The sequence below is a fragment of the Mesorhizobium maamorense genome, from assembly GCF_044998965.1.
GTDB lineage: Bacteria > Pseudomonadota > Alphaproteobacteria > Rhizobiales > Rhizobiaceae > Mesorhizobium.
On the sequence record NZ_CP173356.1, the window covers coordinates 4,458,392 to 4,482,692 of the forward strand.

Sequence of the window (24,301 nt, forward strand, 5' to 3'; positions counted from 1 at the left end):
TGAGGGGGAGATGTCCGGCAGGACAGAGGGGGGCGCCTGGGCGCATTCGTATCAAGTAAAGGCGACCCAATGACCTGGACACCGATCGGCACCCTGTCCGACATCCCCCGCCGGGGCGCGCGTTGCGTTGCCACGCCGCAGGGCAAGATCGCTATCTTCCGCACCGCCGAGGACCAGGTCTTCGCCATCGACGATCATTGCCCGCACAGAGGCGGGCCGCTGAGCCAGGGCATCGTGCATGGCGCGGCGGTCACCTGCCCCCTGCACAATTGGGTCATCTCGCTGGAGACCGGCAAGGCGCTCGGCGCCGACGAGGGCGCGGTGCGCACCATTCCGGTGAAGATCGAGGGCGAGCGTTTGTTCATCGCGCTCGAAGCGCTGGCAAGCCGCGCGGCCTGACCCATGCAGATTGGCGAAGCACGCGAGGCGAGGACCACTTGCCCCTATTGCGGGGTAGGCTGCGGCGTGCTGGCGAAGGTCGCCGCGGACGGACAGGTGTCGGTCCGCGGCGACCCCGACCATCCCGCGAATCTCGGCCGGCTCTGCTCCAAGGGCTCTGCTCTTGCCGAGACCATCGGCCTCGACGGCAGGCTGCTCCACCCCGAGATCCACGGCCGCCGCGCCTCCTGGAATGAGGCACTCGATCTTGGCGCGTCGACCTTCTCGCAAACCATTGCCGAACATGGGCCGGATGCGGTCGCCTTATATGTCTCCGGCCAGTTGCTGACCGAGGACTATTATCTCGCCAACAAATTGATGAAGGGGTTCATCGGCTCGGCCAATATCGACACCAATTCGCGCCTCTGCATGGCCTCCTCGGTCGCCGGCCATCGCCGCGCCTTCGGCTCCGACACGGTGCCCGGAACCTACGAGGATCTGGAGCTTGCCGATCTCATCGTGCTGGTCGGCTCGAATCTCGCCTGGTGCCATCCCGTGCTCTACCAGCGCATAGCTGCCGCGCGTGAGAAGCGCCCGGAAATGAAGATCGTCCTGGTCGACCCCCGCCGCACCATGACATCCGATATCGCCGACATGCACCTGGCGATCGCACCGGATGGCGACGTCGCCCTGTTCACCGGCCTGCTCGCCTGGCTCGGCCAGCACAATGCGCTCGACCGCGCCTACATCACCGCTCACACGACCGGCTTCGGACAAGCCCTTTTCGCCGCCTCGGCACTCGACCTTGCCGGCATCGCTGCCGCCACGGGCCTGAGCGAGGACGAGCTCGCCCGCTTCTACGGCCTGTTCGCCGCGACCGGCAAGACTGTCACGGTCTACAGCCAGGGCGTGAACCAGTCGTCGTCCGGCACCGACAAGGTCAACGCCATCATCAATTGCCACCTCGCCACCGGTCGCATCGGCAGGCCCGGCGCCGGGCCGTTCTCGGTCACCGGCCAGCCCAACGCCATGGGCGGACGCGAGGTCGGCGGCATGGCCAACATGCTGGCCGCCCACATGGAGATTGAAAATCCCGGGCATCGAGAACGCGTGAAGCGCTTCTGGAATGCACCTGACATCGTGCAAAAGCCCGGTCTGAAAGCGGTCGACATGTTCCGGGCGGTCGCCGACGGGCGGATCAAGGCGCTGTGGATCCTCGCCACCAATCCTGTCGATTCGATGCCCGATGCCGACGCCGTCGAAGCAGCGATCAAGGCCTGCCCGTTTGTGGTGGTGTCGGACGTGCAGGCCGACACAGACACGGTGCGCCATGCCCATGTCCGGCTGCCGGCCACCGCCTGGGGCGAGAAGGACGGCACCGTCACCAATTCCGAGCGTCGCATCTCACGCCAGCGCCCGTTCCTGGCGGCACCTGGCGAGGCCCGGCCGGATTGGTGGATCATTGCGGAAGTGGCGCGGCGGATGGGTTTTGGCGAAGCGTTCGCGCATGCGTCCCCGGCGGAGGTTTTTGGCGAGCATGCCGCGCTGTCGGGATTTGAAAACGACGGTGGGCGCGATTTCGACATTGGGGTTTATGCCGGCCTCGATGGGGAGGAATACGACGCGCTGGCGCCTTTCCAATGGCCAGCACCGAGCCCGGCCACCCCCCTCTGGCCTGCCGGCCATCTCCCCCTCAAGGGGGGAGATTGGATGCCACGACGGCCTTCGCCAATCGCCGATATCTCAGGACGAGCGCCGTCGACAAAACTGCCGATCTCCCCCTAGAGGGGGAGATGTCCGGCAGGACAGAGGGGGCGCCTGGGCTCGACATCTCTCGGAGGGGAACGTTCAAGCTGAGCCCCAACCGGAGAACGATAAAGCAGGGCCACCGAACACCCGCTTCTTCGCCGACGGCAATTTCTACACGCCCGACCGCAAGGCGCGCTTCATCGCCGTCCGCCCTGTCACGGAAACCCGCACGGACGAGAAATTCCCCCTCATCCTCAACACCGGCCGTGTCCGCGACCATTGGCACACCATGACACGCACCGGCAAAAGCCCGCGTCTGTCGCAGCACATCGCCGAACCCTTCGTCGAGATTCATCCCGACGACGCCGCGCGATACGGCATCGGCGACGCCGACATCGCGCGCGTTTCCAGCCCGCGCGGCGCCGTGCTCGTGCGCGCGCTGATCACGTCCCGCCAGCGCCGGGGCAGCATCTTCGCGCCGATGCACTGGACGGACCAGTTCACCGCCAAGGGCCGGCTCGACACGCTCACCGCGCCACTCACCGACCCGGTTTCCGGCCAGCCGGCACTGAAGCACGTCGCGGTGCACATCGAGAAATTCGCCGCGATGGCGTTCGGCTTCGCCGTGACCCGACAAAGGCCCGAAGCGATCGCCGGCGACTATTGGGCCGTGGCCCGCTGCAGGGATGGCTGGCGGGTCGAGCTCGCCTTTGCAGACGACAAAATCGACTGGACGACTTTTGCCCAATCCCTGTTCGGCGCCTCGACCGATGCCGAAATACTCGCCTACCACGACCGCGATGCCGGCCAGCATCGCATCGCCGCCTTCGATGGCGTACAGCTCGCGGGCGCTCTGTTCGTCGCTCCCGGCCCGGTCGCCGTGTCGCGCGGATGGGCAACGCAGCAGCTCGAAGAGGCCCATGCCAGCCAACGCGAGCGCTTCCGCATCGTCGCCGGCCGCGCCGGTGCCGAACGGCCCGATGCCGGCGCGACCGTCTGCTCCTGTTTCAACGTCGGGATCAAGCAGATCACGGCGGCGGTGGCTTCCGGCTGCACGAACGTGGAAGCCATCGGCGCCGCGCTGAAGGCAGGCACCAATTGCGGCTCCTGCCGCTCTGAGATCCGCGCCATCATCCAGGCACATCGCGTTCAGGCGGCCGAGTAGGCGGCAGAACCCGCCATCGGCGGCCTCCCGATGCGTATGCGCCGGCGGACCCCGCGTCAGCCCATCATAGCCGGGCGGCAGGACGACACCCGGGGCGTAGCTGCGGTTGTCCAGATCGCTAAGCGCGCCGTACTTGCCGCCGTGTGGGTTGCCGCCGACGTCTCGCCGCCATCATTGGCTACAGAACTGGACTTTAGTCCGAGCTGTCTCATCTGGACACAAAAGCGCAAGGCTGAAAATGTCTTAATGCATGTCGCCCAAAAGTAACCTCGGTTTTGGGAGGACGACATGCACGAAAAAAGCCAAAAGCGCGTCGCATGAATCCGCTTCGACGCGACCCGCTCTTGGAGCGCGGGAATGTTGGCGAACCAAAAGGAGGTGGATGCTGGATATCGAGGACATAGCCGCTCATCCGGATCTGCACCGGCACGTCCAGGAGCAGTCGCTGGCGCTGATCCATATCTACGAAGCCAGCCCGCGGCTTGCTTCCGTATTCGCCACGCAGCAGCGCTGGCTGATGGGCCATGTCGGCCTTGCCATGCATTTCAGGCGCGACCCGGACGACCGCCGCAGCGCGTTGACGGTGTCGCGCTTCATCGAGTTCGTGCATCAGCACAAGGTCGCCAGCCGCAACACCGCCGACGCTTTCATCAAGGAGATGCTGCACTACCGTATCGCCGAATACGTAGCGGGCGGAGACGGGCGCACCCACCCGTTGCAGCCGACAGCGGACACGGTGCGGACATTCACCGGATGGGTGCACGCACATCTACGGACCCTTGACCGACTCGACGGCGCGGACCGGCTGGCGAAATACCTGGAGCGGCCCGATATGCTCGCCGCCCTGCAGCCCCTCGTGGCCTACGGCCTGCTTTCGTCCAAACCGGTGCGCGAACCCAACCAGACCTTTTCCCTGTTCATCTGGCTCAACAATGGCGGCATCGTCATGGATCGGCTCATGTCCGGCATCGACCCCGACCATGCCGGCCTAGATTGGATTCCGACCAGTGTGGTCTCGGTGGCGGAATTCGCCAGTTGGCTCAAACTGTCGCGCACCCACCTCGCCCGAAAACTACGCGATGCCGAGGCGCTCGGCAGCATCGGCTGGCTGGGCCAGCGCGGCAATTCCGTGATGTGGGTCTCGCACCGCTTCTTTCAGGAATACATGACCGTCCAGGCCGCCAAGCTGGCCATCGTGGATGCCGCCTTCGCAGCATGCTTTTCCACCGACCACTGAGAGACTCGCCGCTGCCCAGGCTATGAAGGCGGTCCGTGCCGCTGCGTATCCTTCGAAACAAAAAAACCGCCTCGGCGGCGGGACGTCAGCACCATATGAAGAATGACAGCATAACTGCCCTCAGCAGTGAACCTCAGGCCGCAGAACGGCCCGGATGCGCAAGGTCACCCGAGCCGGAACCCGCAATGTCACTCGATGTCGAAGGAGACACCCTGGGCGAGCGGCAGCGCCTTGGAATAGTTCACCGTGTTGGTGGCGCGGCGCATATAGGCTTTCCACGCATCGGAGCCGCTCTCGCGGCCGCCGCCGGTTTCCTTTTCACCACCGAAGGCGCCGCCGATCTCGGCGCCCGACGTGCCGATATTGACATTGGCGATGCCGCAGTCCGAGCCGTCGACGCCGAGAAAGCGCTCGGACTCCTGCAGGTCGCGGGTGAAGATCGACGACGACAGCCCCGCTCCCACCGCATTGTGCTCGTCAAGCACGGCGTCGAAATCGGAATACTTCATCACATAGAGGATCGGCGCGAACGTCTCTTCGGTCACCGGCGAGACTTGGCTGGGCATTTCGACTAGCGCCGGATGCACGTAGTAGGCGTCCGGATGGCCATTCTCGACCCGCGTGCCGCCGGTCACCTTGCCGCCGTGGGCGGACGCTTCCTGCAGCGCCTTCTGCATGGCTTCGTAGGCTGCCTTGTCGATCAGCGGCCCAACGAGGGCCGACGTCTCCAGCGGATTGCCGACAGAAACGCTCTGATAGGCCTTCTTCAGCCGCGGTACCAAGGCGTCGTAGACGCTGTCATGCACGAACAGGCGCCTCAGCGTCGTGCAGCGCTGGCCCGCCGTGCCCATCGCGCCAAAGGCAATCGCGCGCAACGCCATGTCGAGATCGGCGGTCGGGCAGACGATGCCGGCATTGTTGCCGCCGAGCTCCAGCACCGCGCGTGCAAAACGCTTGGCCAGGCGCGGGCCGACGTCGCGGCCCATGCGGGTCGAGCCGGTGGCGGAGACCAGCGGCACCTTGGAATGATCGACCAGGATCTCGCCGACGGCGCGGTCGCCGATCAGCACCGACGCGAGCCCTTCCGGCGCATCAGTGCCGAAGCGCTTGACGGCGCGCTTGAAGATCGCCTCGCAGGCCAGCGCCGTCAGCGGCGTTTTTTCGGAAGGCTTCCATACCACCGCATCGCCGCAGACCAGCGCCAGCGCCGCATTCCACGACCACACCGCGACCGGGAAGTTGAAGGCGGAGATGACGCCGACCACGCCGAGCGGATGCCAGGTTTCCATCATGCGGTGTCCTGGACGCTCGGTCGCGATGGTCAGCCCGTACAATTGCCTGGAAAGACCGACGGCGAAGTCGCAAATGTCGATCATCTCCTGCACTTCGCCGAGCCCTTCCGAGGGGATCTTGCCGACCTCGATCGACACCAGCCGGCCAAGTTCGGCCTTGTGCGCGCGCAATTCCTCGCCGAGCAGCCGCACCAGCTCGCCGCGCTTCGGGCCCGGTACCAGCCGCCAGGCCTGGAACGCCTTGTGCGCGGCATCGATGGTCCTGGCCGCATCGGCCTGTGAGATCGTGCTCAACGCCGCGATCTGCTCGCCCGTCACCGGGCTGCGCACGATCAGGTCGCCGCCGGCAAGCGTCTCCTTGGCAACACCCAGTTTCGCCAGCAGCTCGGCGGTTTCCTTCGCTATCGTCATGTCTGTCCCTTTCAGATCCCGCCATTCATGTGGCGTGGTCAAAGCATTGCGCCGTGCATTCCCTGTGCGGTCAGGCGCAGGGTGGCGCTGTCTTGGCGTGCCAATAGCGGTTTCAGGAAAAAATCGCCACCCCGGCATGGTCCAAGCTCGGGCCAGACCATTGAACCAGGGTCAGCTTGCGGTGCGCGCTGCGCTGTCCTTCATCAGCCGGTCGATGTGCATGCGTATATGGGCCGCTTCCGCCGCGGTGTTGGCAAGCGCGATGGCGCGATCGAAGGCGACCCGCGCCTCCTCGCCCCGGTCGAGTTGCATCAAAAGCCCGCCCTTGAGGCCGAAGAAGTGGAAATAGCCGGAAAGCCTCTGCTCCAGCGGCTCGATCATGGCGAGCGCGGCCTCCGGGCCACGCACCTTGGAGACCGCAACCGCACGGTTGAGGGTGACGACAGGCGACGGCTGCATCTGTTCGAGCAGGCCGTAGAGCAGGTCGATCTCCACCCAGTCCGTGTCCTCGGCCTTTTCAGCCCGCGCATGCAGCGCGGCAATCGCCGCCTGCACCTGGTAAGGGCCGGGCTTTCGGTGGCGCAGCGCCTTGTCGACCAGCGCCAGCCCCTCATCGATCATCTTGCGGCTCCACAGGCTGCGGTCCTGATCCTCGAGCAGAACGATCTCTCCGTCCGCATCGAAGCGGGCCGGTGCGCGCGCATGCTGGAGAAGCAGCAGCGCCGTCAGCCCCATGATCTCCGGCTCGGTCTGGAACAACCTGAGCAGCAGCCGGGCCAGCCGGATCGCCTCCTCGCACAGCGGCGCGCGGGCTGGCGCCTCGCCGCTGTTGGTCGAATAGCCCTCGTTGAAGATCAGGTAGACCATGGCTGCGACCGCGGCGAGCCGCTCCGAGCGCTCCACCGCGCCCGGCGTCTCGAACGGCACGCCGGCGTCGGCGATACGTGCCTTGGCGCGGGTGATGCGCTGCTCCATGGCGCTTTCGCCGACCAGGAAGGCGCGCGCGATCTGCTTGACCGTAAGGCCGGAGACAATGCGCAGCGCCACCGCGATCTGCTGCGTTGCCGGCAGGTCGGGATGGCAGCAGATGAACAGCAGTCGCAATATGTCGTCGCGGTAGTGCGCGCCATCGAGCCGCTCGGCGATGTCGCTCTCTGCGTCCTCGAGATCAGATATCTGGTCCTCTTCCGGCATCGGCGCCTGCTTGGCGCGCTTGCGCACCGCATCGATGCCGCTGTTGCGTCCGACGAAGATCAGCCAGGCCGCCGGATCGCGCGGCGGACCGTTCTGCGGCCAGTTCTTCAACGCCCTGAGGCAAGCGTCCTGGAAAGCTTCCTCCGCCGTATCGAGGTCGCGGAAATAGCGCAGCAGCGCACCCATCGCCTGCGGGCGGGCGGCGCTGATCGCTGAGCTGATCCAGGCAAGTTCGGTCATACGGCGACCCTAGTGGGATTGAAGATGGATACCGGCCGGATTTCGTAGGAGCCGCCGCTCGGATTGACCTCGGAAAGTTCGCGCGCGAACTCCACCGCCTCGTCGAGATCGGCGCATTCGAGCGTGTAGAAGCCGAGGAACTGTTCCTTGGTCTCGGCGAACGGCCCGTCGATGACGATCGATTCGCCCTTGACCTTCCTCAGCGTCGTCGCCGCCGTCGTCGGCAAAAGCCGCGCCACCGGGCCAAGCCGGCCGGCGTCCGCGTATTTCTGCTGGACATCGAGAATGTTGGCCATGACCTTGTCGTCCTGTTCCTTGCTCCAGGAGCAGACGACGTCTTCGGAAGCATAGCACAAGATCGCGTAGAGCATGGTTTGTCCTCTTCTGTGTCAAAGGACGAAACACTAGGACCGATCCCGACACGGCGTCGATAAAAAAATCGAGGCGCCGCGGATTCAGCGGCCGCTGGTTGCCGCGGGTCCGCTTTCGTGCGTCTTCAGCCATCGCAGCACGAGCGCTTCCTCGTCATCGAGACCGTCTATCGACCGTTTGCGCTTGTTGGCTTCCGCCATTTCGGCAAGCAGCCGTCCCTGCAGCCATGCTTCGAAGACTTGCGGATGGATATAGCATTGGCGGCAGACGGCGCGCGTGTTGCCCAGCCGCTCGGCGACCCTGTCGATGACGCTGTTCATCGCCCGTTTCTGCTGTGCCTGGCTGTCGGGCAGCACCGTTTGCGCGAACAGCGACGCGGCGTGAATGGTGCCGCCCCATGTACGGAAATGTTTCGAGCTGAATGCATCGCCGATGGCCTCGCGGATGTAGCGGTTGACGTCCTCGGAGCGCACCGGGTGTCTGTTGCCGTCCTCATCGAGATACTGGAACAGCTTTTGGCCCGGCAGGTCCTGCGCGCCCCGCACGATTCGCGCGATGCGGCGATCGACCAGCTTCAATTTCCATTCCTTGCCCGATTTGCCCTTGAAGGCGAACCGCAGGCTCGATCCCTTGATGTCGACATGGCGGTCCCGCAGCGTCGTCAGGCCGAAGCTCTTGTTGTCGCGGGCGTAAGCGGCGTTGCCGACTCGGATCATGGTGTTGTCGAGCAGCCAGACGATCGCGGCGACGACGCGTTCGAGCGGCAGGCCATGGCGGCGCAGGTCGCTGTCGATCCTACGCCGAAGCTCCGGCAGGCTTTCGGCGAAAGCGACAAGGCTCGAATATTTGGCGCTGTCGCGTTCCTCGGCCCAACGCGGATGGTAGCGATATTGCTTGCGCCTGCGCTGATCCCTGCCGGTTGCCTGGATATGGCCGTCCGCCTCGGGCGAGATCCACACATCCGTCCAGGCCGGCGGGATAACGATCGCCTCGATGCGCGCTCGGGTGGCATCCGAGACCGGCCTTCCGTCAGGTCCCCTGTAGGAAAATCCCTTGCCCGCTTTCAGTCGGCGGATACCGGGCTCGGTATCGCTGACATAGATCAGTGCGGCATCCTCGGCAGAGATCTGAGCGCCGTTCTTTGGTGCGGCCTCGCCGTCGATAGTCAATCCGGATTTCTGCAGCATGCTGGCCCCACGGAAAACACCCGTAGATAAGCCTCTGGGCCGAGCACTGGTTCCATTCCTGTCCGAAAAGTCGGCGGCCACCCACGCTGGGGCGGAACCCTGCAAGGCGCTTTGCGCAAGCAGGCCTGACGTCAGGTCTTCTCCAGCACCACCGGAATAACGTCGACGGCTTGCTCTCCGACCTGTCCGCCGGTGGTCTTGAGAACGCCGACGATCGGCGCGACATCCGAATAGTCACGGCCATAGCCGACGGTGATGTGATCGTTGGAGGCCCGCATGCCGTTGGTCGGGTCGAACTCCTGCCAGCCGGCATCGCGCCCGCACCACACCTTGACCCATGCATGCATGGCGTCGGCGCCCTCCAGCCTGGGCTTGCCCTTGGGCGGAATGGTGCGCAGGAAGCCGCTGACGTAGCCGGCCGGTATGCCGAGCCCGCGCAGGCCGGCGATCATGATATGCGAGAAATCCTGGCACACCCCGCGCTTCAGCCGGAATGCGTCGCCGGCCAGGGTCCGCACGGTTGTCGCCTCGCCATCATAGGTGAAATCGCGGTGGATGCGATTGCAGAGGTTCATCGCCGTACCGGCGGCCGAGCCGCCGACGCTATCGCGCGCATAGGCGGTGATCGCCGCATCGATGCCGGCGTGACCGCTGGCGGCCAGGAAATGGTGCGGTGTATCCGGCGCCAGCGAGCGCATGGCGGCGAGCTCCTGACGCAGCCGGCTAAGATCGGGCGACACGTCGAGCCCGGGTTCCGGTCGCGACACCGCCACGCGCGCGCTCATCCTGATGTCGAGCGCGTCATGCGCGTCGCGGAAGGCGATCGAGGTGACGTTGTTGCCGAAGAAATCGGAAAAATCCGAGCGTTCGTTTGGCGCCGGCGCGAAGGATAGCGACGCTGCGACGACGCGCTGCACGCCGTCGATGGTCGGCGGCAACACGCGGACCTGGTGACGGCCGCCGCCGGCGACGGCGGCGTAGTCGTAGTGAAGGTGAAGCCTGATGTCGTAGAGCATGCCGGAGCGCCGCCTTAACCGAAATAGGCCTTGGCGAGGCTGCTGTAGAGCCCGCCTATCTCGCCGGCGAGATCGTTCAGCGCCTTCACAGTCATGTCCGCTGGCTCCTTGATGGCGATGGCTGTGTTGAGCTGCAGGATTTCCTTGGCCGCAGGCGACATGTGCCCCTCGCCGCCGATCGCCGGCAGCAGCCCGATCTCGGCCTTCAGCCGTTCGAGCTGGAACAGGATGGAACGCGGATTGAGCGGATCGAGCGCCAGAAGGTCGATCACCGTGCGGCGGCCGGCTTGCACAGGGTACTGCCGCCGGTGCGTCATGACGCTGTCGCCGATCTCCAGCATCATGTCGAGCGCGCCGTCCGGCGCCTTGTCGCTGGTCAGCCGGGCGAGCGTGCTGGCGATCTGTATGCCGCGTTCCAGCCGCCGGCCGATCTCCAGGAACCGCCAGCCCGCGAAGCGGTACATGTTCTCGTGCAGCAGGCCGGAAAAACCGGCGAGCTTGCGCAGGATGACGGTCATCGCCCGCGTCGCGTCATCCCCCGGCGCCACCGTCGTCGCGAACTGATGGATGGTCTTCGACAGGTCCTTGAGCGCCAGCCAGCCGTCCGGCGAGAAACGGTCGCGGATCTGGCCGGCGCTGTAGACCGCGCTGTCCAGCGTGCCGATCAGCCCCGATGGGATCGCCGTTTCGACATCGATGCCGAACGGTTCGAGATGATCCCTGATGTCGGCCAGCAGCGGCATATCCGGATCGGAAGTTTCGGCGAGCCGCACATGATAGGCGCGCAGGATGCGCACCGTGTCCTCGGAGCGTTCGATGTAGCGGCCGAGCCAGGTCAGGTTTTCCGCTGCGCGGCTGGGCAGGCTGCCCGGCCTGGTGCGGCTGAAGCTGTCACCCTCTTGCGGCAGCAGCGTCTCGCGCTCCACCGGCCGATCGCTGACCACCCATACGTCGGCCGCCTGGCCGCCGCGCTGCATGGCGATTGCCGTCGGATCGAGCGACAGGCCGACGCGGGCGAACCCGCCCGGCATCACCGTCCAGCCCTCGGGCGTGCGCGCCAGGTAGACACGCAGGCTCGCCGGCCGCGGCTCCAGCCATCCGCCGACATAGACGGGCGTCGTCGAAAGCGTCACCGCTTCCTGGCCGACGAAAGCGTCGCCGTCGCGTTCGATGCGCGCCACCAGGTCCGCCCGCTCCCCGGCCGACAGCGCGGAGCCAAGCCTAGTCTGGTCGTCGTCCTCGAAGGCCAGCCTCGTCGACAGCGCCGGCCCGATCACCATGCGGTCGATATTGGCGAGCACATGCGCTCGGTCGGATGCCTGACCGCACCACCATGTCGCGACGGTGGGCAGCTTGAGTTCCTCGCCCCGCAATTCACGCGCGATCTTGGGCAGGAAGGCAAGCAGCGCGCGCGTTTCCATCAGGCCCGAGCCGAGCGCATTGACGGTCGAGACGCTGCTTTGCCGGATCGCCTCGACCAGTCCCGGCGTGCCGATCTGCGACTCCGAGCGCAGTTCCAACGGATCGGCGAACGCCGCGTCCAGCCGCCGCCACAGCACGCTGATCGGCATCAGCCCGGAAACGGTGCGCACCATCAGCCGGCCCCCGGAAACGGTCAGGTCCTCGCCTTCGAGCAGCATGATGCCGAGATAGCGGGCGATATAGGCGTGTTCGTAATAGGTTTCGTTGAGCGGTCCAGGCGTCAATATGGCGACGCGGCCGTCGGCTTCCCTGGCCATACCGATCAGCGCGTCGCGGAAACGCCGGAAGAAACCGGCGAGGCGATGCACATGCATCTCGCCATAGATATCGGACAGCGCGCGCGTCGTGGCGACGCGGTTCTCCAGCGCGAAGCCGGCGCCGGATGGTGCCTGAGTGCGATCGCCCAACACCCACCAGCGGCCGTCCGGCCCGCGGCCAAGTTCGAAAGCGCAGAAGTGAAGGAAATGCCCCTCTGCCGGCCTGGTTCCGGCCACGGGCCGCAAATATTCGGCGCTTGCCGCGATCAGTCCGGCCGGCAGGATGCCCTTCTCGACCAGCCGGTTCGGCCCGTATATATCGGCGATGATCTCCTCGAACAGCTCGGCGCGCTGCACCAGGCCGGCGCTGATCGCTGCCCACTCGGCATCCTCGATGAGCACCGGAACATGCGCCAGCGGCCATTCGCGCTCGTTGGCGCCGGCCTTGTCGTAGACGCGATAGTAGACGCCGGCGTCGCGCAGATACTGGTCGGCACGGGCAAAACGCTGGGCGAGTTCTTCGGCGCCGAGATCGTCGAGCGCCTCGATGAAACGCTTCCAGGCCGGACGGGGATTGCCCGAAGCGTCGACCATCTCGTCGACGACGCCGTCGATCGGCTGGTAGTGCTCCAGCAGGCGATGGATCTGCGCCTTGCCGCGTACCCGCTTGTGATTCCCCTTTGCCATGTCAGATCAGAGTCTTGGTGGACGCCGAAGGTCAAGCGTCATGGGGAAATCTTCCGTGGGTTGTTCCTCGCGCAACACATAGGCCGACGGCGTGTGGCCGCGCGCTTCGAAGCGGGCGAGCCGGCGCGCTTCCGCCTCGTTGCCGTTGACCGGAAAAGTGTCGTAGCTGCGCCCGCCCGGATGCGCGACATGATAGACGCAGCCGCCAACCGCCCGACCCGACCAACGGTCGTAGATATCGAACACCAGCGGCGTATTGACCGGCAGTGCCGGATGCAGGCCCGAAGCGGGCTGCCACGCCTTGAAGCGCACGCCCGCCACCGCGACTTCCCTGTTGTCGGTAACCTTCATCGGCACGATGCGGCCGTTGCAGACGACGGCATGGCGCTCCGGATTGAGCCCCTCGGTCTTGACCTGCAACCTTTCGACCGAAGAATCGACGAAGCGCACGGTCCCGCCGATGGCCCCCTGCTCGCCCATGACATGCCACGGCTCCAGGGCCTGCCGCAGTTCCAGCTTGACGCCCGCATATTGGACCTCGCCGCAGAAGGGAAAGCGGAACTCGAGCTGCGCGTCGAACCATTCGGGGCGGAACGTGAAACCGTTGAGCTTGAGGTCGTCGAGAACGTCGAGAAAATCCGCCCAGACATGATGCGGCAGCATGAAGCGGTCGTGCAGCGACGTGCCCCAGCGCACGAAACGGCCGTCGAGCGGGTTCTTCCAGGCACGGGCGATGATCGCCCTGACCAGCAGTTGCTGCGCCAGGCTCATGCGCGCATTGGGCGGCATCTCGAAGCCGCGGAATTCCACCAGGCCCAGCCGTCCGGTCGGTCCATCAGGCGAAAACAGCTTGTCGATGCAGATTTCCGAGCGATGCGTGTTCCCGGTGACGTCGGTCAAAAGGTTGCGGAACAGCCGGTCGACCAGCCATGGCAAAGGCACGCTGCCCTGGTCCGGACGCGGCACCTGCGCCATGGCGATTTCAAGCTCGTAGAGCGAATCGTGGCGCGCCTCGTCGAAGCGCGGCGCCTGGCTGGTCGGGCCGATGAACAGGCCGGAGAAGAGATAAGACAGCGAGGGATGCCGCTGCCATTGCAGCACTAGGCTCTTCAAAAGATCGGGGCGGCGCAGAAACGGGCTGTCATTGGGCGTCGCGCCGCCGACCACAACATGGTTGCCGCCGCCGGTGCCGGTGTGGCGGCCGTCGATCATGAATTTATCCGCGCCAAGCCGCGTTTGCCGCGCCTCCTCGTAGATCGCCGTGGTCGTCGCCACGCAGTCCTGCCAGTTGGCAGCCGGGTGGATGTTGACCTCGATGACGCCAGGGTCCGGCGCGACGCGGATGACGTTGAGGCGCGGATCATGCGGCGGGCCGTAGCCCTCGATGTGCACTGGCAACCTGATCGCCTTGGCCGCGTTCTCGGCTGCTGCCACCAGCTCAAGATAATCCTCCAGCGCCTCGACCGGCGGCATGAACACGCAGAGCCGTCCCTCGCGCGGCTCGACCGAAAGCGCGGTACGCACCGCGCCGCCGATCTCGGTGATCTCCTGCTCGACCCGGTCCTGCTGGGCGGTCGCGGCCGTGAACGATGCCGCCTGCTGGCGGCGTGCCATTTCATCGGCGCCCTGAGGATCGGCCGGAGCCGCCATGGGCAAGATCGCCTCCCGCACGGGCAGCGCACCGCGCGGCTGCGACGGATCGACCGGAACGATGTAGGGAAACTGCTCCGGCGGCACGTGAGGCAGCGTGCCGAGCGGCAGGCGGTAGCCGACCGGTGAATCGCCCGGCACCAGGAACAGCCGCCCGCGCCGCGTCGTCCATTTTTCCGAGCGCCAGCGCTGGCCCGACGCCTGGCTGTTCCAGCGCTGCACTGGCAGCACATAGCCCGACGGCTTGGTCAGCCCGCGTTCGAACACCGTCGCCATGCGGCTGCGCTCTTCGGGATCCTCCAGCTTCGAATTGGACGGATCGACATTCTCCGGCAGCTTGCCTTCCTTGAGCAGCCACTCGGCCGGATCCTCATAGGCTTCGCTGACCATGGACGTTTCGATGCCGAGCTCGCCGGCGATCGCGGTCAGCAGGCTCTCGGCCTGCTTCGGACCGATATCGGCTTCGCTTTTCTCCCGCGCGATCAGCGACGGGTCGCTCCAGACCGGCTGGCCGTCGGTGCGCCAGTAGAGCGAAAAGGTCCAGCGCGGTAAGCTTTCGCCGGGGTACCATTTGCCTTGGCCATAATGGAGGAAGCCGCCAGGCGCGAAGCGCTCGCGCAGCCTCCGGATCAGCGCATCGGCCTTTTCGCGTTTTGTCGGGCCGACGGCGGCGGTGTTCCACTCGGCGGACTCGAAATCGTCGATCGACACGAAGGTCGGCTCGCCGCCCATGGTCAGCCGTACATCCCCGTCCGCCAGCGCCGCATCGACCTTGTTGCCGAGCGCATCAAGCGCATGCCAGCTTTCATCCGAGAACGGCTTGGTGATGCGCGGATGCTCCGCGATGCGGTCGACCCGCATGTCGAAGCCGAACTCGACATTGGCAAAGCTCGCCATGCCGGAAATGGGCGCTGCATTGCGAAAATGCGGGGTGGCGGCAAGCGGTACATGGCTCTCGCCGGTAAGCAGGCCCGAAGTCGGGTCGAAACCGATCCAGCCAGCGCCGGGAAGATAGACCTCGCACCAGGCGTGCAGGTCAGTGAAATCCACTGATGTACCGGCCGGCCCATCGAGCGCGACGAGGTCGGGCTTGAGCTGGATCAGATAGCCCGAGACAAAGCGCGCGGCGATGCCTAGATTGCGCAGGATCTGCACCAGCAGCCAGCTCGAATCGCGGCACGACCCTTTGGCGGCCGCCAGCGTTTCCTCCGGCGAGAACACGCCGGTCTCCATGCGCACGATATAGGCGATTTCGCGCTGCAGCCGGGCATTGAGGTCGACGAGAAAATTGACCGTGTTTTTCGGGCTGGTATCGATGGTTTTCAGGAACGCCGACAGCAGCGGGCCTGCCGGTTCCGGTGTGCGATAGATGGCGAGGTCGTTGCGTGTCTCTTCCGGATACTCGAACGGGAAATTTTCCGCCGTCTCCTCGACGAAGAAATCGAACGGGTTGTAGACCGTCATGTCGGCGACGAGGTCGACCTCGATCTTGAGTTCGCTCACCGGGTCGGGAAAGACGAAACGGGCGAGGAAATTGCCGTAGGGGTCCTGCTGGAGATTGACGAAGTGGTTCGCCGGCTCGACCTTCAACGAATGGCTGAGCACTTTGGTGCGCGAATGTGGCGCCGGCTGGAGCCTGATCACCTGGGGACCAAGAACCACCGGCCGGTCGTATTTGTAATGGGTCAGGTGATAGACGGCGGCCAGAATTGCCATGGAGCCCCGGAAGATCGGCGTTTAGCTGGCCGAACCCTGACACATCTGGCCGTCATTCTCCAAGCGGATGTTGCGCTGCACCTAACTTAAACGGCTACCGAACCTCAGAAAAACGCTTGGATCCCCGTCTGCGCCCGTCCCAGGATCAGCGCGTGCACGTCATGCGTGCCCTCATAGGTGTTGACCGTCTCCAGATTCTGCGCATGGCGCATCACGTGATAGCCGATCTGGATGCCGTTGCCGCCATGCATGTCGCGCGCCTGGCGGGCGATGTCGAGCGCCTTGCCGCAATTGTTGCGCTTGACGATCGAGATCATCTCCGGCGCCATCTTGCCTTCGTCGAGCAGCCGCCCGACGCGCAACGAGGCCTGCAGCCCGAGCGCGATCTCGGTCTGCATGTCGGCGAGCTTCTTCTGGTAGAGCTGCGTGCTGGCCAGCGGCTTGCCGAACTGCTTGCGGTCGAGGCCATACTGGCGCGCGCGATGCCAGCAATCTTCGGCCGCGCCCATCGAGCCCCAGGAAATGCCGTAGCGAGCCCGGTTGAGGCAGCCGAACGGCCCCTTCAGCCCCGACACGTTGGGCAGCAGAGCATCCTCGCCGACCTCGACGCCTTCCATAACCACCTCGCCGGTGATCGACGCCCGCAGCGACAGCTTGCCGCCGATCTTCGGCGCCGAAAGCCCCTTCATGCCCTTTTCCAGGACGAAGCCACGGATCTCATCCTTGCCGTTCTCGCCCTTCAGCTTCGCCCAGACGACGAACACGTCGGCGACGGGCGCATTGGAGATCCACATCTTGGAGCCGGTAAGCTTGTAGCCATTGGCGGTCTTCTCGGCGCGCGTCTTCATGCCGCCGGGGTCGGAGCCGGCATCCGGTTCGGTCAGGCCGAAACAGCCTATCCACTCGCCGCTGGCGAGCTTGGGTAGATACTTCCTGCGCTGTTCGTCCGAGCCATAGGCATAAATGGGATACATCACCAGCGACGACTGCACCGACATCATCGAACGATAGCCGGAATCGACGCGCTCCACTTCGCGGGCGACCAGGCCGTAGGTGACATAGTTGGCGCCGAGGCCGCCGAATTCTTCCGGAATGTTGATGCCGAGCAGGCCGGCCTCGCCCATCTCGCGAAAAATCGCCGTGTCGAAGGTTTCGTTGAGATAGGCCTCCTCGATGCGCGGCGCGAGCTTGTCGGCGGCGAAGGCCGCCGCCCCGTCCCGCACCATGCGCTCGTCTTCCGAAAGCTGGTCCTCGATCAGGAACGGGTCTTCCCAGACGAATGCATTCTTGTCGGCGGCCATGGCGTCTCGATCCTTAAAAACGGGTGAAGCCCGGCTTATCGGCCCACGGCCTGAAAAAATCAAACGAAATTGCTTCACCGATCAATGAGCGTTAGGAATAGATCATGAGCGTCCAACGTCGTCTTTTGCCTAACATCAACGCGCTTGCCGCCTTCGAAGCGGTGGCCCGGCTTGGCAGTTTCACCGCTGCAGCCCAGGAGCTGGATTTAACCCAGGGCGCCGTCAGTCGGCAGATCAGGCTGATCGAGGACCAGTTTGGCCGCCGGCTGTTCGAGCGCGACAGCCGCAATGTCCGGCTGTCGGCGGCGGGCGAAACCTACGCCGAAGTGGTCCGTTCGGCACTTGGCCAATTGCGCGACGCAGCGCTTGGATTGATGAGTAATCGGCATAGCGGCATCCTGAACCTCGCAATCCTGCCGACCTTCGGCACGCGCTGGCTGATGCCGATGATCCCAGACTTCGTCGACAACAATCCCGACATCACCATCAACTTCGTCACCCGCGTCGGCCGCTTCGACTTCGCCAGGGAGCGGCTGGACGCCGCCATCCATTATGGCCTGCCGGACTGGCCCGAGGCAGACTCGACGCTGCTGGTGCGGGAGATGGTGGCCCCGGTGGTGTCGCCCGAATTTCTCGCCGAGCGCTCCATCGCCACGCCGGCCGACATCGGCCGTCTGCCGCTGCTGCACATGGCGACGCGGCCTGGCGCCTGGACAGAATGGTTTGAGCATCAGGGCCTGAGCGCGCCGACCGGACCGGGTATGCAGTTCGAACAGTTCGGCACCGCCGCCCAGGCCTGCATGGCGGGTCTGGGCGTGGCTCTGCTGCCGCAAATCCTCATCTCAGGCGAGTTGCAGCGCGGCCAGCTGGTGCCCGCGCCCGGCCAGCCTATGCACAGCCGCAGCGCCTATTATCTAGTCGTCCCGCACGACAAGCGCGGCCATCCGCCGGTCGCGAGTTTTCGAGATTGGCTGACGAGCCAGGTTGAAAAGGACCCGGCTGTTCTGGCGTGGTAGCTACTTCCGTTTCAGCGCATCCGCCAACGCCGCGCCGAACGCACCTTGCTGCGCCGGTCGCTCCGGCTGGCGCTGCGGCGCTGGCGAGCGTGGCGCCGGCCTGCCGCCGCCATTGTCGCGCGGGCCGCGCGATGCGCCGCCCTCGCCACCATCCCTGCGCATGGAAAGCGCGATCCGCTTGCGCTTGATGTCGACATCGACGACTCGCACCTTGACCACGTCGCCGGCCTTGACCACCTCATGCGCGTCCTTGATGAAACGGTCGGCCAGTTGCGAAACGTGCACCAGCCCGTCCTGGTGGACGCCGATGTCGACGAAGGCGCCGAAAGCGGCGACATTGGTGACGGTGCCTTCCAGCAGCATGCCGGGTTTCAGATCCTTGATGTCATCGATGCCATCGGCGAAGGTTGCCGTCTTGAAGCCGGGGCGCGGATCGCGGCCGGGCTTTTCCAGCTCAGCCAAAATGTCGCGCACCGTCGGCAGGCCGAACCGCTCGTCGACGAAAACGCGCGGATCGAGCGCCTTCAGCGCCGCACTGTCGCCCATCAGCGAACGCACAGCGCGCCCGCAGGCGGCGACGATCTTTTTGGCCACGCCGTAGGCTTCCGGATGCACGGCCGAGGCGTCGAGCGGCTCGGAGCCGTTCGGGATGCGCAGGAAGCCGGCGCATTGCTCGAACGCACGCGGCCCGAGGCGGGAGACCCTGAGCAAATCCTTGCGGCTGGCGAACGGGCCGGTGGCATCGCGATGCGCGACGATGGCGTCTGCGAGCGACGCCCCGAGCCCTGAAACCCGCGCCAGAAGCGGCGCCGAAGCCGTGTTGAGATCGACGCCAACCGCGTTGACGGCGTCCTCGACCACCGCCTCCAGCGAGCGGCCAAGCCGGTACTGGTCGACATCGTGCTGATACTGGCCGACGCCGATCGATTTCGGCTCGATCTTGACCAGTTCGGCCAGCGGATCCTGCAAGCGGCGCGCGATCGACACCGCACCGCGCAATGATACGTCGAGACCGGGGAATTCCGCCGCCGCCGTCGCCGAAGCCGAATAGACCGAAGCGCCGGCCTCGCTGACGATCACCTTGAGCGGCTTCGGCCCGCCGTCGGAAGGCATGTCGGACAGCATGTCGGCCACCAGCTTCTCGGTTTCGCGGCTGCCGGTGCCATTGCCGATCGAGATCAGCTCGACCTTGTGCAGGCGAACGAGCTTGGCGAGCTCCGCCTGCGTGCCACGCACATCGTTCCTGGGCGGGAACGGATAGACCGTTGTCGTCGCCACCAGCTTGCCGGTGCCGTCGACCACCGCGACCTTGACGCCGGTGCGGATGCCAGGGTCGAGCCCCATCGTCGGCCGCGATCCGGCGGGGGCGGCGAGCAGCAGATCCTTCAAATTGCGGGCGAAGACGTGGATCGCCTCTTCCTCGGCCCGTTCGCGCAGGTCGCGCATCAGATCGAGCGTCAGGTGCAGGGATAGTTTTATGCGCCAGGTCCAGCCTGCGACCTCCATCAGCCAGCGATCGCCCGGCAGGCTGCCGCCGATGGCGTAGGCATTGGCGATCATCCGCTCTACCGGCTTCACCGGCGAAGAGTCGTCGGCATCGACCTCGATGTCGAGCGACAGCACCTCCTCGTTGCGGCCGCGCAGCATCGCCAGCGCGCGGTGGCTCGGCACGGTGGCCCAGCGCTCGACATGGTCGAAATAATCGGAGAATTTCGCACCCGCCTCCTGCTTGCCGTCGACCACCCTGGCGCGCATGAAGGCGCGTTCCTTCATGTAGCTTCGCAGCTTGCCGACCAGGTCGGCATTCTCGGCGAACTGCTCCGACACTATGTCGCGCGCGCCCTCAAGTGCCGCCTTGGCGTCGGCCACGTCCTCGGTCAGATAGGCCAGTGCGAGTTCCGCCGGCACCAGCGAACGGTCGGCCAGGATGGCTTCCGCCAGCGGTCCCAGCCCACGCTCCCGGGCGATCTCCGCCCTGGTGCGGCGCTTGGGCTTGTAGGGCAGGTAGATGTCCTCCAGCTCGGCCTTGGTGACGGCGGCGGCGAGCTTGGTTTCAAGCTCGTCGGTCAGCTTGCCCTGCTCCCGGATCGAGCCAAGGATGGTGTCACGCCGCGCGTCGAGCTCGCGCAGATAGGCAAGACGCTCCGACAGCAGGCGCAGTTGCGTGTCGTCGAGCCCGCCCGTCACCTCTTTGCGGTAGCGCGCCACGAACGGCACGGTCGCGCCTTCGTCGAGCAGCCCGATGGCAGCGGCAGCCTGTTCGGGCCGCGCTGTAATCTCGGTCGCGATAATGGCTGCGATGCGCTTGATGTCGGATGCCATGCCGTTCCTGCTCTTCTCGAAAAGAGCGGCGACCATAGGCGCAGATATCCTGCCCGCCAACCTTCGCGGTTTCGCCGGCGACAGAGGTCCACAGGAAAGCGCGCCCTAATGTTGCGGCCGCTCAGACCATCCGGCTCAGCGCTTCGAAGAATGCGACGATCTCGAGATCGAGCGGATCGTCGACCGGCTCGGGCTGCGACGACATCTTGGCGATCACCACTTCCGTCCGGGGGTCGACATAGAGCCACTGGCCATGGATCCCGATGCCGCAATAGGCCCCGTTCTCATGTCCTGTCTGGTACCATTTGTTGCGGTAGCGGCCCTTGGGAAACAGCGGCAGCATGGCGCCACGCTGCCAGGCTTCAGAACTGCCGCCGGTTACCGTGGTGTCGCGCACCCAGGCCTCGGGCACGATGCGGCGGCCATTCGCAGTGCCTCCTTGCCGCATCATCTCGCCGACGCGCGCCAGATCGCGCGGCGTCACCGAGATGCCGCCGGCAGTGCGCGCCGTGCCCTCCATGTCTACCGCCACCGAAGCTTCGCTGGCGGCGCCGAGCGGCTGCCACAGTTTCTCGCGCATCAGGTCGGCGAAGCGCTGGCCAGACGCCCGTTCGAGCAGCAGGCCAAGCAGGTCGGAATTGGGCGACCGGTAACGGAAGGTCTGGCCGTGCGGCTCGGCGAGACGCTGCAGCGTCAGGAGGAATTCACGCAGGCTTTCCGTGCCGCCGCCGGGGTTCCACAAGGTGGCGCGCCGGTAGCGGGCAAAGGCGCTTTCGGGATCGAGATAGGCTTCTTCGAAATCGAGGCTGACACTCATATCGAGCACATGCCGCACGGTAGCCTCGCCATAGGCCGAATCGCCGGCTTCCGGTATGTAGGCCGTCACCGGCGCTTCCGGATCGAACACGCCCTCGCCTTCCAATATGCCGGCCATGATCGCGGTCACCGACTTGCTGATCGAAAAGATGATGTGGCGGGCGCCGAAATCCATATGCGGCGCAAACCAGTCGCCGACGATCCTGCCGCCTCTCATGACGGTCAGCGCATCCGTGTGCGAGCGGCTGAGAAAAGCCGCGACGGTTTCCGGCGTGCTCGCCACCGCGATCTTTTCGTCGAGCAATCCGCCGAAATCCTCGGCCGGCGCCTGGTTGACCGGCAGGGCGGCGACACGCGCGCTCGGCACCAGCTCGCCGACGTTCTGGAATGACCATCGGTTGAACGGATTTTCCCGCCAGTTGGCGAGCAGCACCTGGTTGCGGCGGAAGCCGTAACGGGTCTCGAACGCGGTCTTGCCGGTCATGGCATTTCCTTCCAGGTCGTGTCTTGTGGGGATTCAGCTCAGCGCGGCGGCGATGGCATGCACGGCCTTCAGCGTCGCCATGGAATAGGCGACGTTGCTGAAATCCGGCCAGCTCGAAAGCTTGACCACGACCATCCGCGTATTCCAGTCGATGTGGATCATCTGCCCGAACACGCCCCGGCACATCAGCGCCCGCGAATGGGGATTCTCGATCCAGAACTGGTTGCGGTAGCTGCCCTCCGGCAGGCTTGGACTGAAGCCCGGTCCGTGGCTGCCGCTGCGCGTCGCCTCGATCCAGTCGGCCGGCATCACGCCGCCGCCATTATCGAGGATCAGCTGGCCGAAGCGGGCATAATCGCGCAGCGTCGCGTTGAAGCCGCCATCGGCCAGCGCGTAGCCGGCGCTGTCGACGGTGAAGCAGGCGCTTTCATCGGCGCCGAGCTTTTGCCAGAGTTCTTCCGAGACCAGTTGCGCCAGCCGCTTGCCGGTCACCCGCTCCAGGATGAACGCGAGCACATCGGTTTCGACCGAGCGGTACTCGAATGCCGCCCCATGTGGCCGGACCGTCTCCGTCAAGCCCAGGATCAGCTCGAACATGTGCGCGGGCCAGCGAAAGTCCGGGTCGCTGCCCGGCGGAACCGGCTTCCAGCCGGTGGCGACATCGACCTGGCCGATATCGGAATAGCGATCGGTATATTCCTCGGAAAAGCGCACTCCGCTCGTCATGTCGAGCACGTGCTGGACGCTGGCGCCGGCCCACCCGGTTGCCTTCAGCTCGGGCAGGTAATCGGCGACCGGCCTCGCCGGATCGACCAGCCCGCGCCCGGCCAGTATGCCGAACACCGAGCCGGTGACCGACTTGGCCATCGACTGCGACAGATGCAGCGTGCGCTCGTCCATGCCGTTGAAGTAGCGCTCAAAGGCTATCTTGCCGTCCTTGAGCACCAGGAAGCCATCCGTATGGGTCTCGTCCAGCAGGCCCGCGAGCGTCGTCTTCCGTCCCGTGCTGTCCTCGACCGGCAGCCCGTCGAGATCGACCTCGGCGCGTTCGAGGCGGTGACGGTGGCCGTTGCCGCGCCAGACTTCGACGGTCGGCAGAATTTCCCTGATGTGCTGGAAAGCCCAGCGGTTCCAGGGCGGCCTGTCCCAGTCGAGCCTTGGTGGCACCATGGCGGGCGGCGAGCCCTGCATGATCGGCGGCCGCGGATCGCTGTTGCGATAGGAGTCCATGAAAGCTATTCCCGGAAACGGAAAAGACCCGGCGGCATGTGCCGCCGGGTCCGTCATGCGGCGATTACTTCTGCAGTTCGGTCCAGATCTTGGTGTAGAGTTCCTGCGTCTCTGGCGCGCACATCTGCTGCAGTTCGCCAAGCGGCTTGGCGTCGGCCGGAATGACGACTTCCGGCGCGTCCTTCATGTCGGCCGGCATGTACTTGTCCGAACCGGCGATGGCATTGGCGTAGCGATGGAAGGCCGAGAGGCCGGCCGCGTTTTCCGGATCCATGATGAAGTTCTGGAACAGCTTGGCGTTCTCGACGTTCTTGGCCTCTTTCAGGACGACGACGTTGTCGCTCCACAGGCCATAGCCTTCCTTCGGGTAGTTGAAGTGGATGGCCGGGTTGGCAAGGCGCTGACGCAAAGCCGAGCCATTCCAGTCGCTGGTTGCCTTGAAGTCGCCGGCGCCCATCTTCTCTATGGTGTTGTATTCCATGGCGATCCAGTTCGGCTTCGCCGCCACCAGCAGGTCACGTACTTTCTTCAACACCGTCTTGTCGTTGGTGCATTGCTGGCCGCCGACATATTTGATCGCGGCGAACATCACGTCGCCCATCTCCGGTACGACGTTGACCTTACCCTTCAACTCGTCGGGCGTGTTGAAGATGATGCCCCACGTGTTGGCCGGGCCCTTGTAGGCGTCGGTATTGACGACGACGCCGATCGTGCCCCAGGCCCACGGAACCGTGTATTTGCGGCCCGGATCGAACTCAGGGTTGGCCCATTCCGGCGCCACATTCTTGAAATTCTCCATCTTGCCCGGATCGGTTTCCTGGACGAGGCCTTCCTTGATCCAGATCGGCACGTAGGTCTGCGAAGGCACGGCGATGTCGAAACCGGTGCCGCCCTGGCGGACCTTGGCGAGCGCGGTGTCGTTGGAATCGTAGTCGGTGATGGTCACCTTGACGTTGTATTTGGCTTCGAACTTCTTGATCACGTCGGGGCTGGTGTAATTGCCCCAATTGTAGATGTTGAGCACGCCGTCGGCGCGGGCAAGGCCCGTCGAAGCGAGCAACGCCAACCCCATGGCGGACGCCGTTGTCTTCCAGTTCAT

15 protein-coding genes and 1 pseudogene are annotated in these 24,301 nt (G+C 65.2%); 4 read left to right on the forward strand and 12 right to left on the reverse strand.

The features are described 5' to 3' along the window. Positions 1-69: 69 nt before the first annotated feature. From nirD to ACIU1A_RS22315, 3 genes and pseudogenes are all read left to right on the forward strand, one after another. Positions 70-399: a nitrite reductase small subunit NirD gene (gene nirD, locus ACIU1A_RS22305; RefSeq protein WP_404925302.1), complete on the forward strand. Its 330-nt coding sequence runs from the start codon at positions 70-72 to the stop codon at positions 397-399. A 3-nt stretch (positions 400-402) separates the two neighbouring features. Next, positions 403-3,292, forward strand: a pseudogene (locus ACIU1A_RS22310) (molybdopterin-dependent oxidoreductase). Between the two features lie 382 nt (positions 3,293-3,674). Further along, a complete protein-coding gene (locus ACIU1A_RS22315) occupies positions 3,675-4,529 on the forward strand; it encodes a hypothetical protein (RefSeq protein WP_404925303.1) in 855 nt (284 codons plus the stop codon). A gap of 188 nt (positions 4,530-4,717) precedes the next feature. Here the strand turns inward: ACIU1A_RS22315 and ACIU1A_RS22320 are convergent, their stop codons facing one another. The 8 genes from ACIU1A_RS22320 to ACIU1A_RS22355 all read right to left on the reverse strand — a co-directional run bounded on the left by ACIU1A_RS22320 (position 4,718) and on the right by ACIU1A_RS22355 (position 17,334). Next, entirely contained in the window at positions 4,718-6,232 is a 1,515-nt protein-coding gene (locus ACIU1A_RS22320; protein WP_404925304.1) for an aldehyde dehydrogenase family protein, read from the reverse strand. Positions 6,233-6,403: 171 nt separating this feature from the next. Further along, positions 6,404-7,666 carry an RNA polymerase sigma factor gene (locus tag ACIU1A_RS22325; RefSeq protein ID WP_140496183.1) on the reverse strand — a complete coding sequence of 421 codons (1,263 nt, stop codon included), beginning with the start codon at positions 7,664-7,666 and terminating at the stop codon, positions 6,404-6,406. Beyond that, positions 7,663-8,037: a YciI family protein gene (locus ACIU1A_RS22330; protein ID WP_140496184.1), complete on the reverse strand. Its 375-nt coding sequence runs from the start codon at positions 8,035-8,037 to the stop codon at positions 7,663-7,665. Before ACIU1A_RS22330 ends, ACIU1A_RS22325 begins: the two co-directional genes overlap by 4 nt. Before the next feature lie 84 nt (positions 8,038-8,121). Further along, a complete protein-coding gene (locus ACIU1A_RS22335; RefSeq protein ID WP_404925305.1) occupies positions 8,122-9,225 on the reverse strand; it encodes a DNA topoisomerase IB in 1,104 nt (367 codons plus the stop codon). A gap of 131 nt (positions 9,226-9,356) precedes the next feature. After that, positions 9,357-10,241 (reverse strand): transglutaminase N-terminal domain-containing protein, encoded by an 885-nt coding sequence (locus tag ACIU1A_RS22340; RefSeq protein WP_404925306.1) that lies wholly within the window; start codon positions 10,239-10,241, stop codon positions 9,357-9,359. A 14-nt stretch (positions 10,242-10,255) separates the two neighbouring features. After that, a complete protein-coding gene (locus ACIU1A_RS22345) occupies positions 10,256-12,667 on the reverse strand; it encodes a circularly permuted type 2 ATP-grasp protein (RefSeq protein WP_404925307.1) in 2,412 nt (803 codons plus the stop codon). Between the two features lie 6 nt (positions 12,668-12,673). Continuing rightward, positions 12,674-16,033 (reverse strand): DUF2126 domain-containing protein, encoded by a 3,360-nt coding sequence (locus ACIU1A_RS22350; protein WP_404925308.1) that lies wholly within the window; start codon positions 16,031-16,033, stop codon positions 12,674-12,676. 104 nt (positions 16,034-16,137) lie between these two features. After that, on the reverse strand, positions 16,138-17,334 hold the full coding sequence (locus ACIU1A_RS22355; protein ID WP_140496189.1) for an acyl-CoA dehydrogenase: 1,197 nt from the start codon (positions 17,332-17,334) through the stop codon (positions 16,138-16,140). 104 nt (positions 17,335-17,438) lie between these two features. Between ACIU1A_RS22355 and ACIU1A_RS22360 the strand changes: the two genes are divergently transcribed. Beyond that, a complete protein-coding gene (locus ACIU1A_RS22360) occupies positions 17,439-18,350 on the forward strand; it encodes a LysR family transcriptional regulator (RefSeq protein WP_404925309.1) in 912 nt (303 codons plus the stop codon). Here the strand turns inward: ACIU1A_RS22360 and ACIU1A_RS22365 are convergent, their stop codons facing one another. The 4 genes from ACIU1A_RS22365 to ACIU1A_RS22380 all read right to left on the reverse strand — a co-directional run bounded on the left by ACIU1A_RS22365 (position 18,351) and on the right by ACIU1A_RS22380 (position 24,301). After that, positions 18,351-20,672, reverse strand: a complete 2,322-nt coding sequence (locus ACIU1A_RS22365; protein WP_404927996.1) for a Tex family protein — start codon at positions 20,670-20,672, stop codon at positions 18,351-18,353. Between the two features lie 121 nt (positions 20,673-20,793). Next, positions 20,794-21,972: a serine hydrolase domain-containing protein gene (locus tag ACIU1A_RS22370; RefSeq protein ID WP_404925310.1), complete on the reverse strand. Its 1,179-nt coding sequence runs from the start codon at positions 21,970-21,972 to the stop codon at positions 20,794-20,796. Positions 21,973-22,005: 33 nt separating this feature from the next. Beyond that, the gene (locus ACIU1A_RS22375; RefSeq protein WP_404925311.1) at positions 22,006-23,202 is read right to left on the reverse strand and encodes a serine hydrolase domain-containing protein; all 1,197 of its coding nucleotides are present in this window, start codon (positions 23,200-23,202) and stop codon (positions 22,006-22,008) included. A gap of 64 nt (positions 23,203-23,266) precedes the next feature. Beyond that, positions 23,267-24,301, reverse strand: a complete 1,035-nt coding sequence (locus ACIU1A_RS22380) for an extracellular solute-binding protein (protein ID WP_140496193.1) — start codon at positions 24,299-24,301, stop codon at positions 23,267-23,269.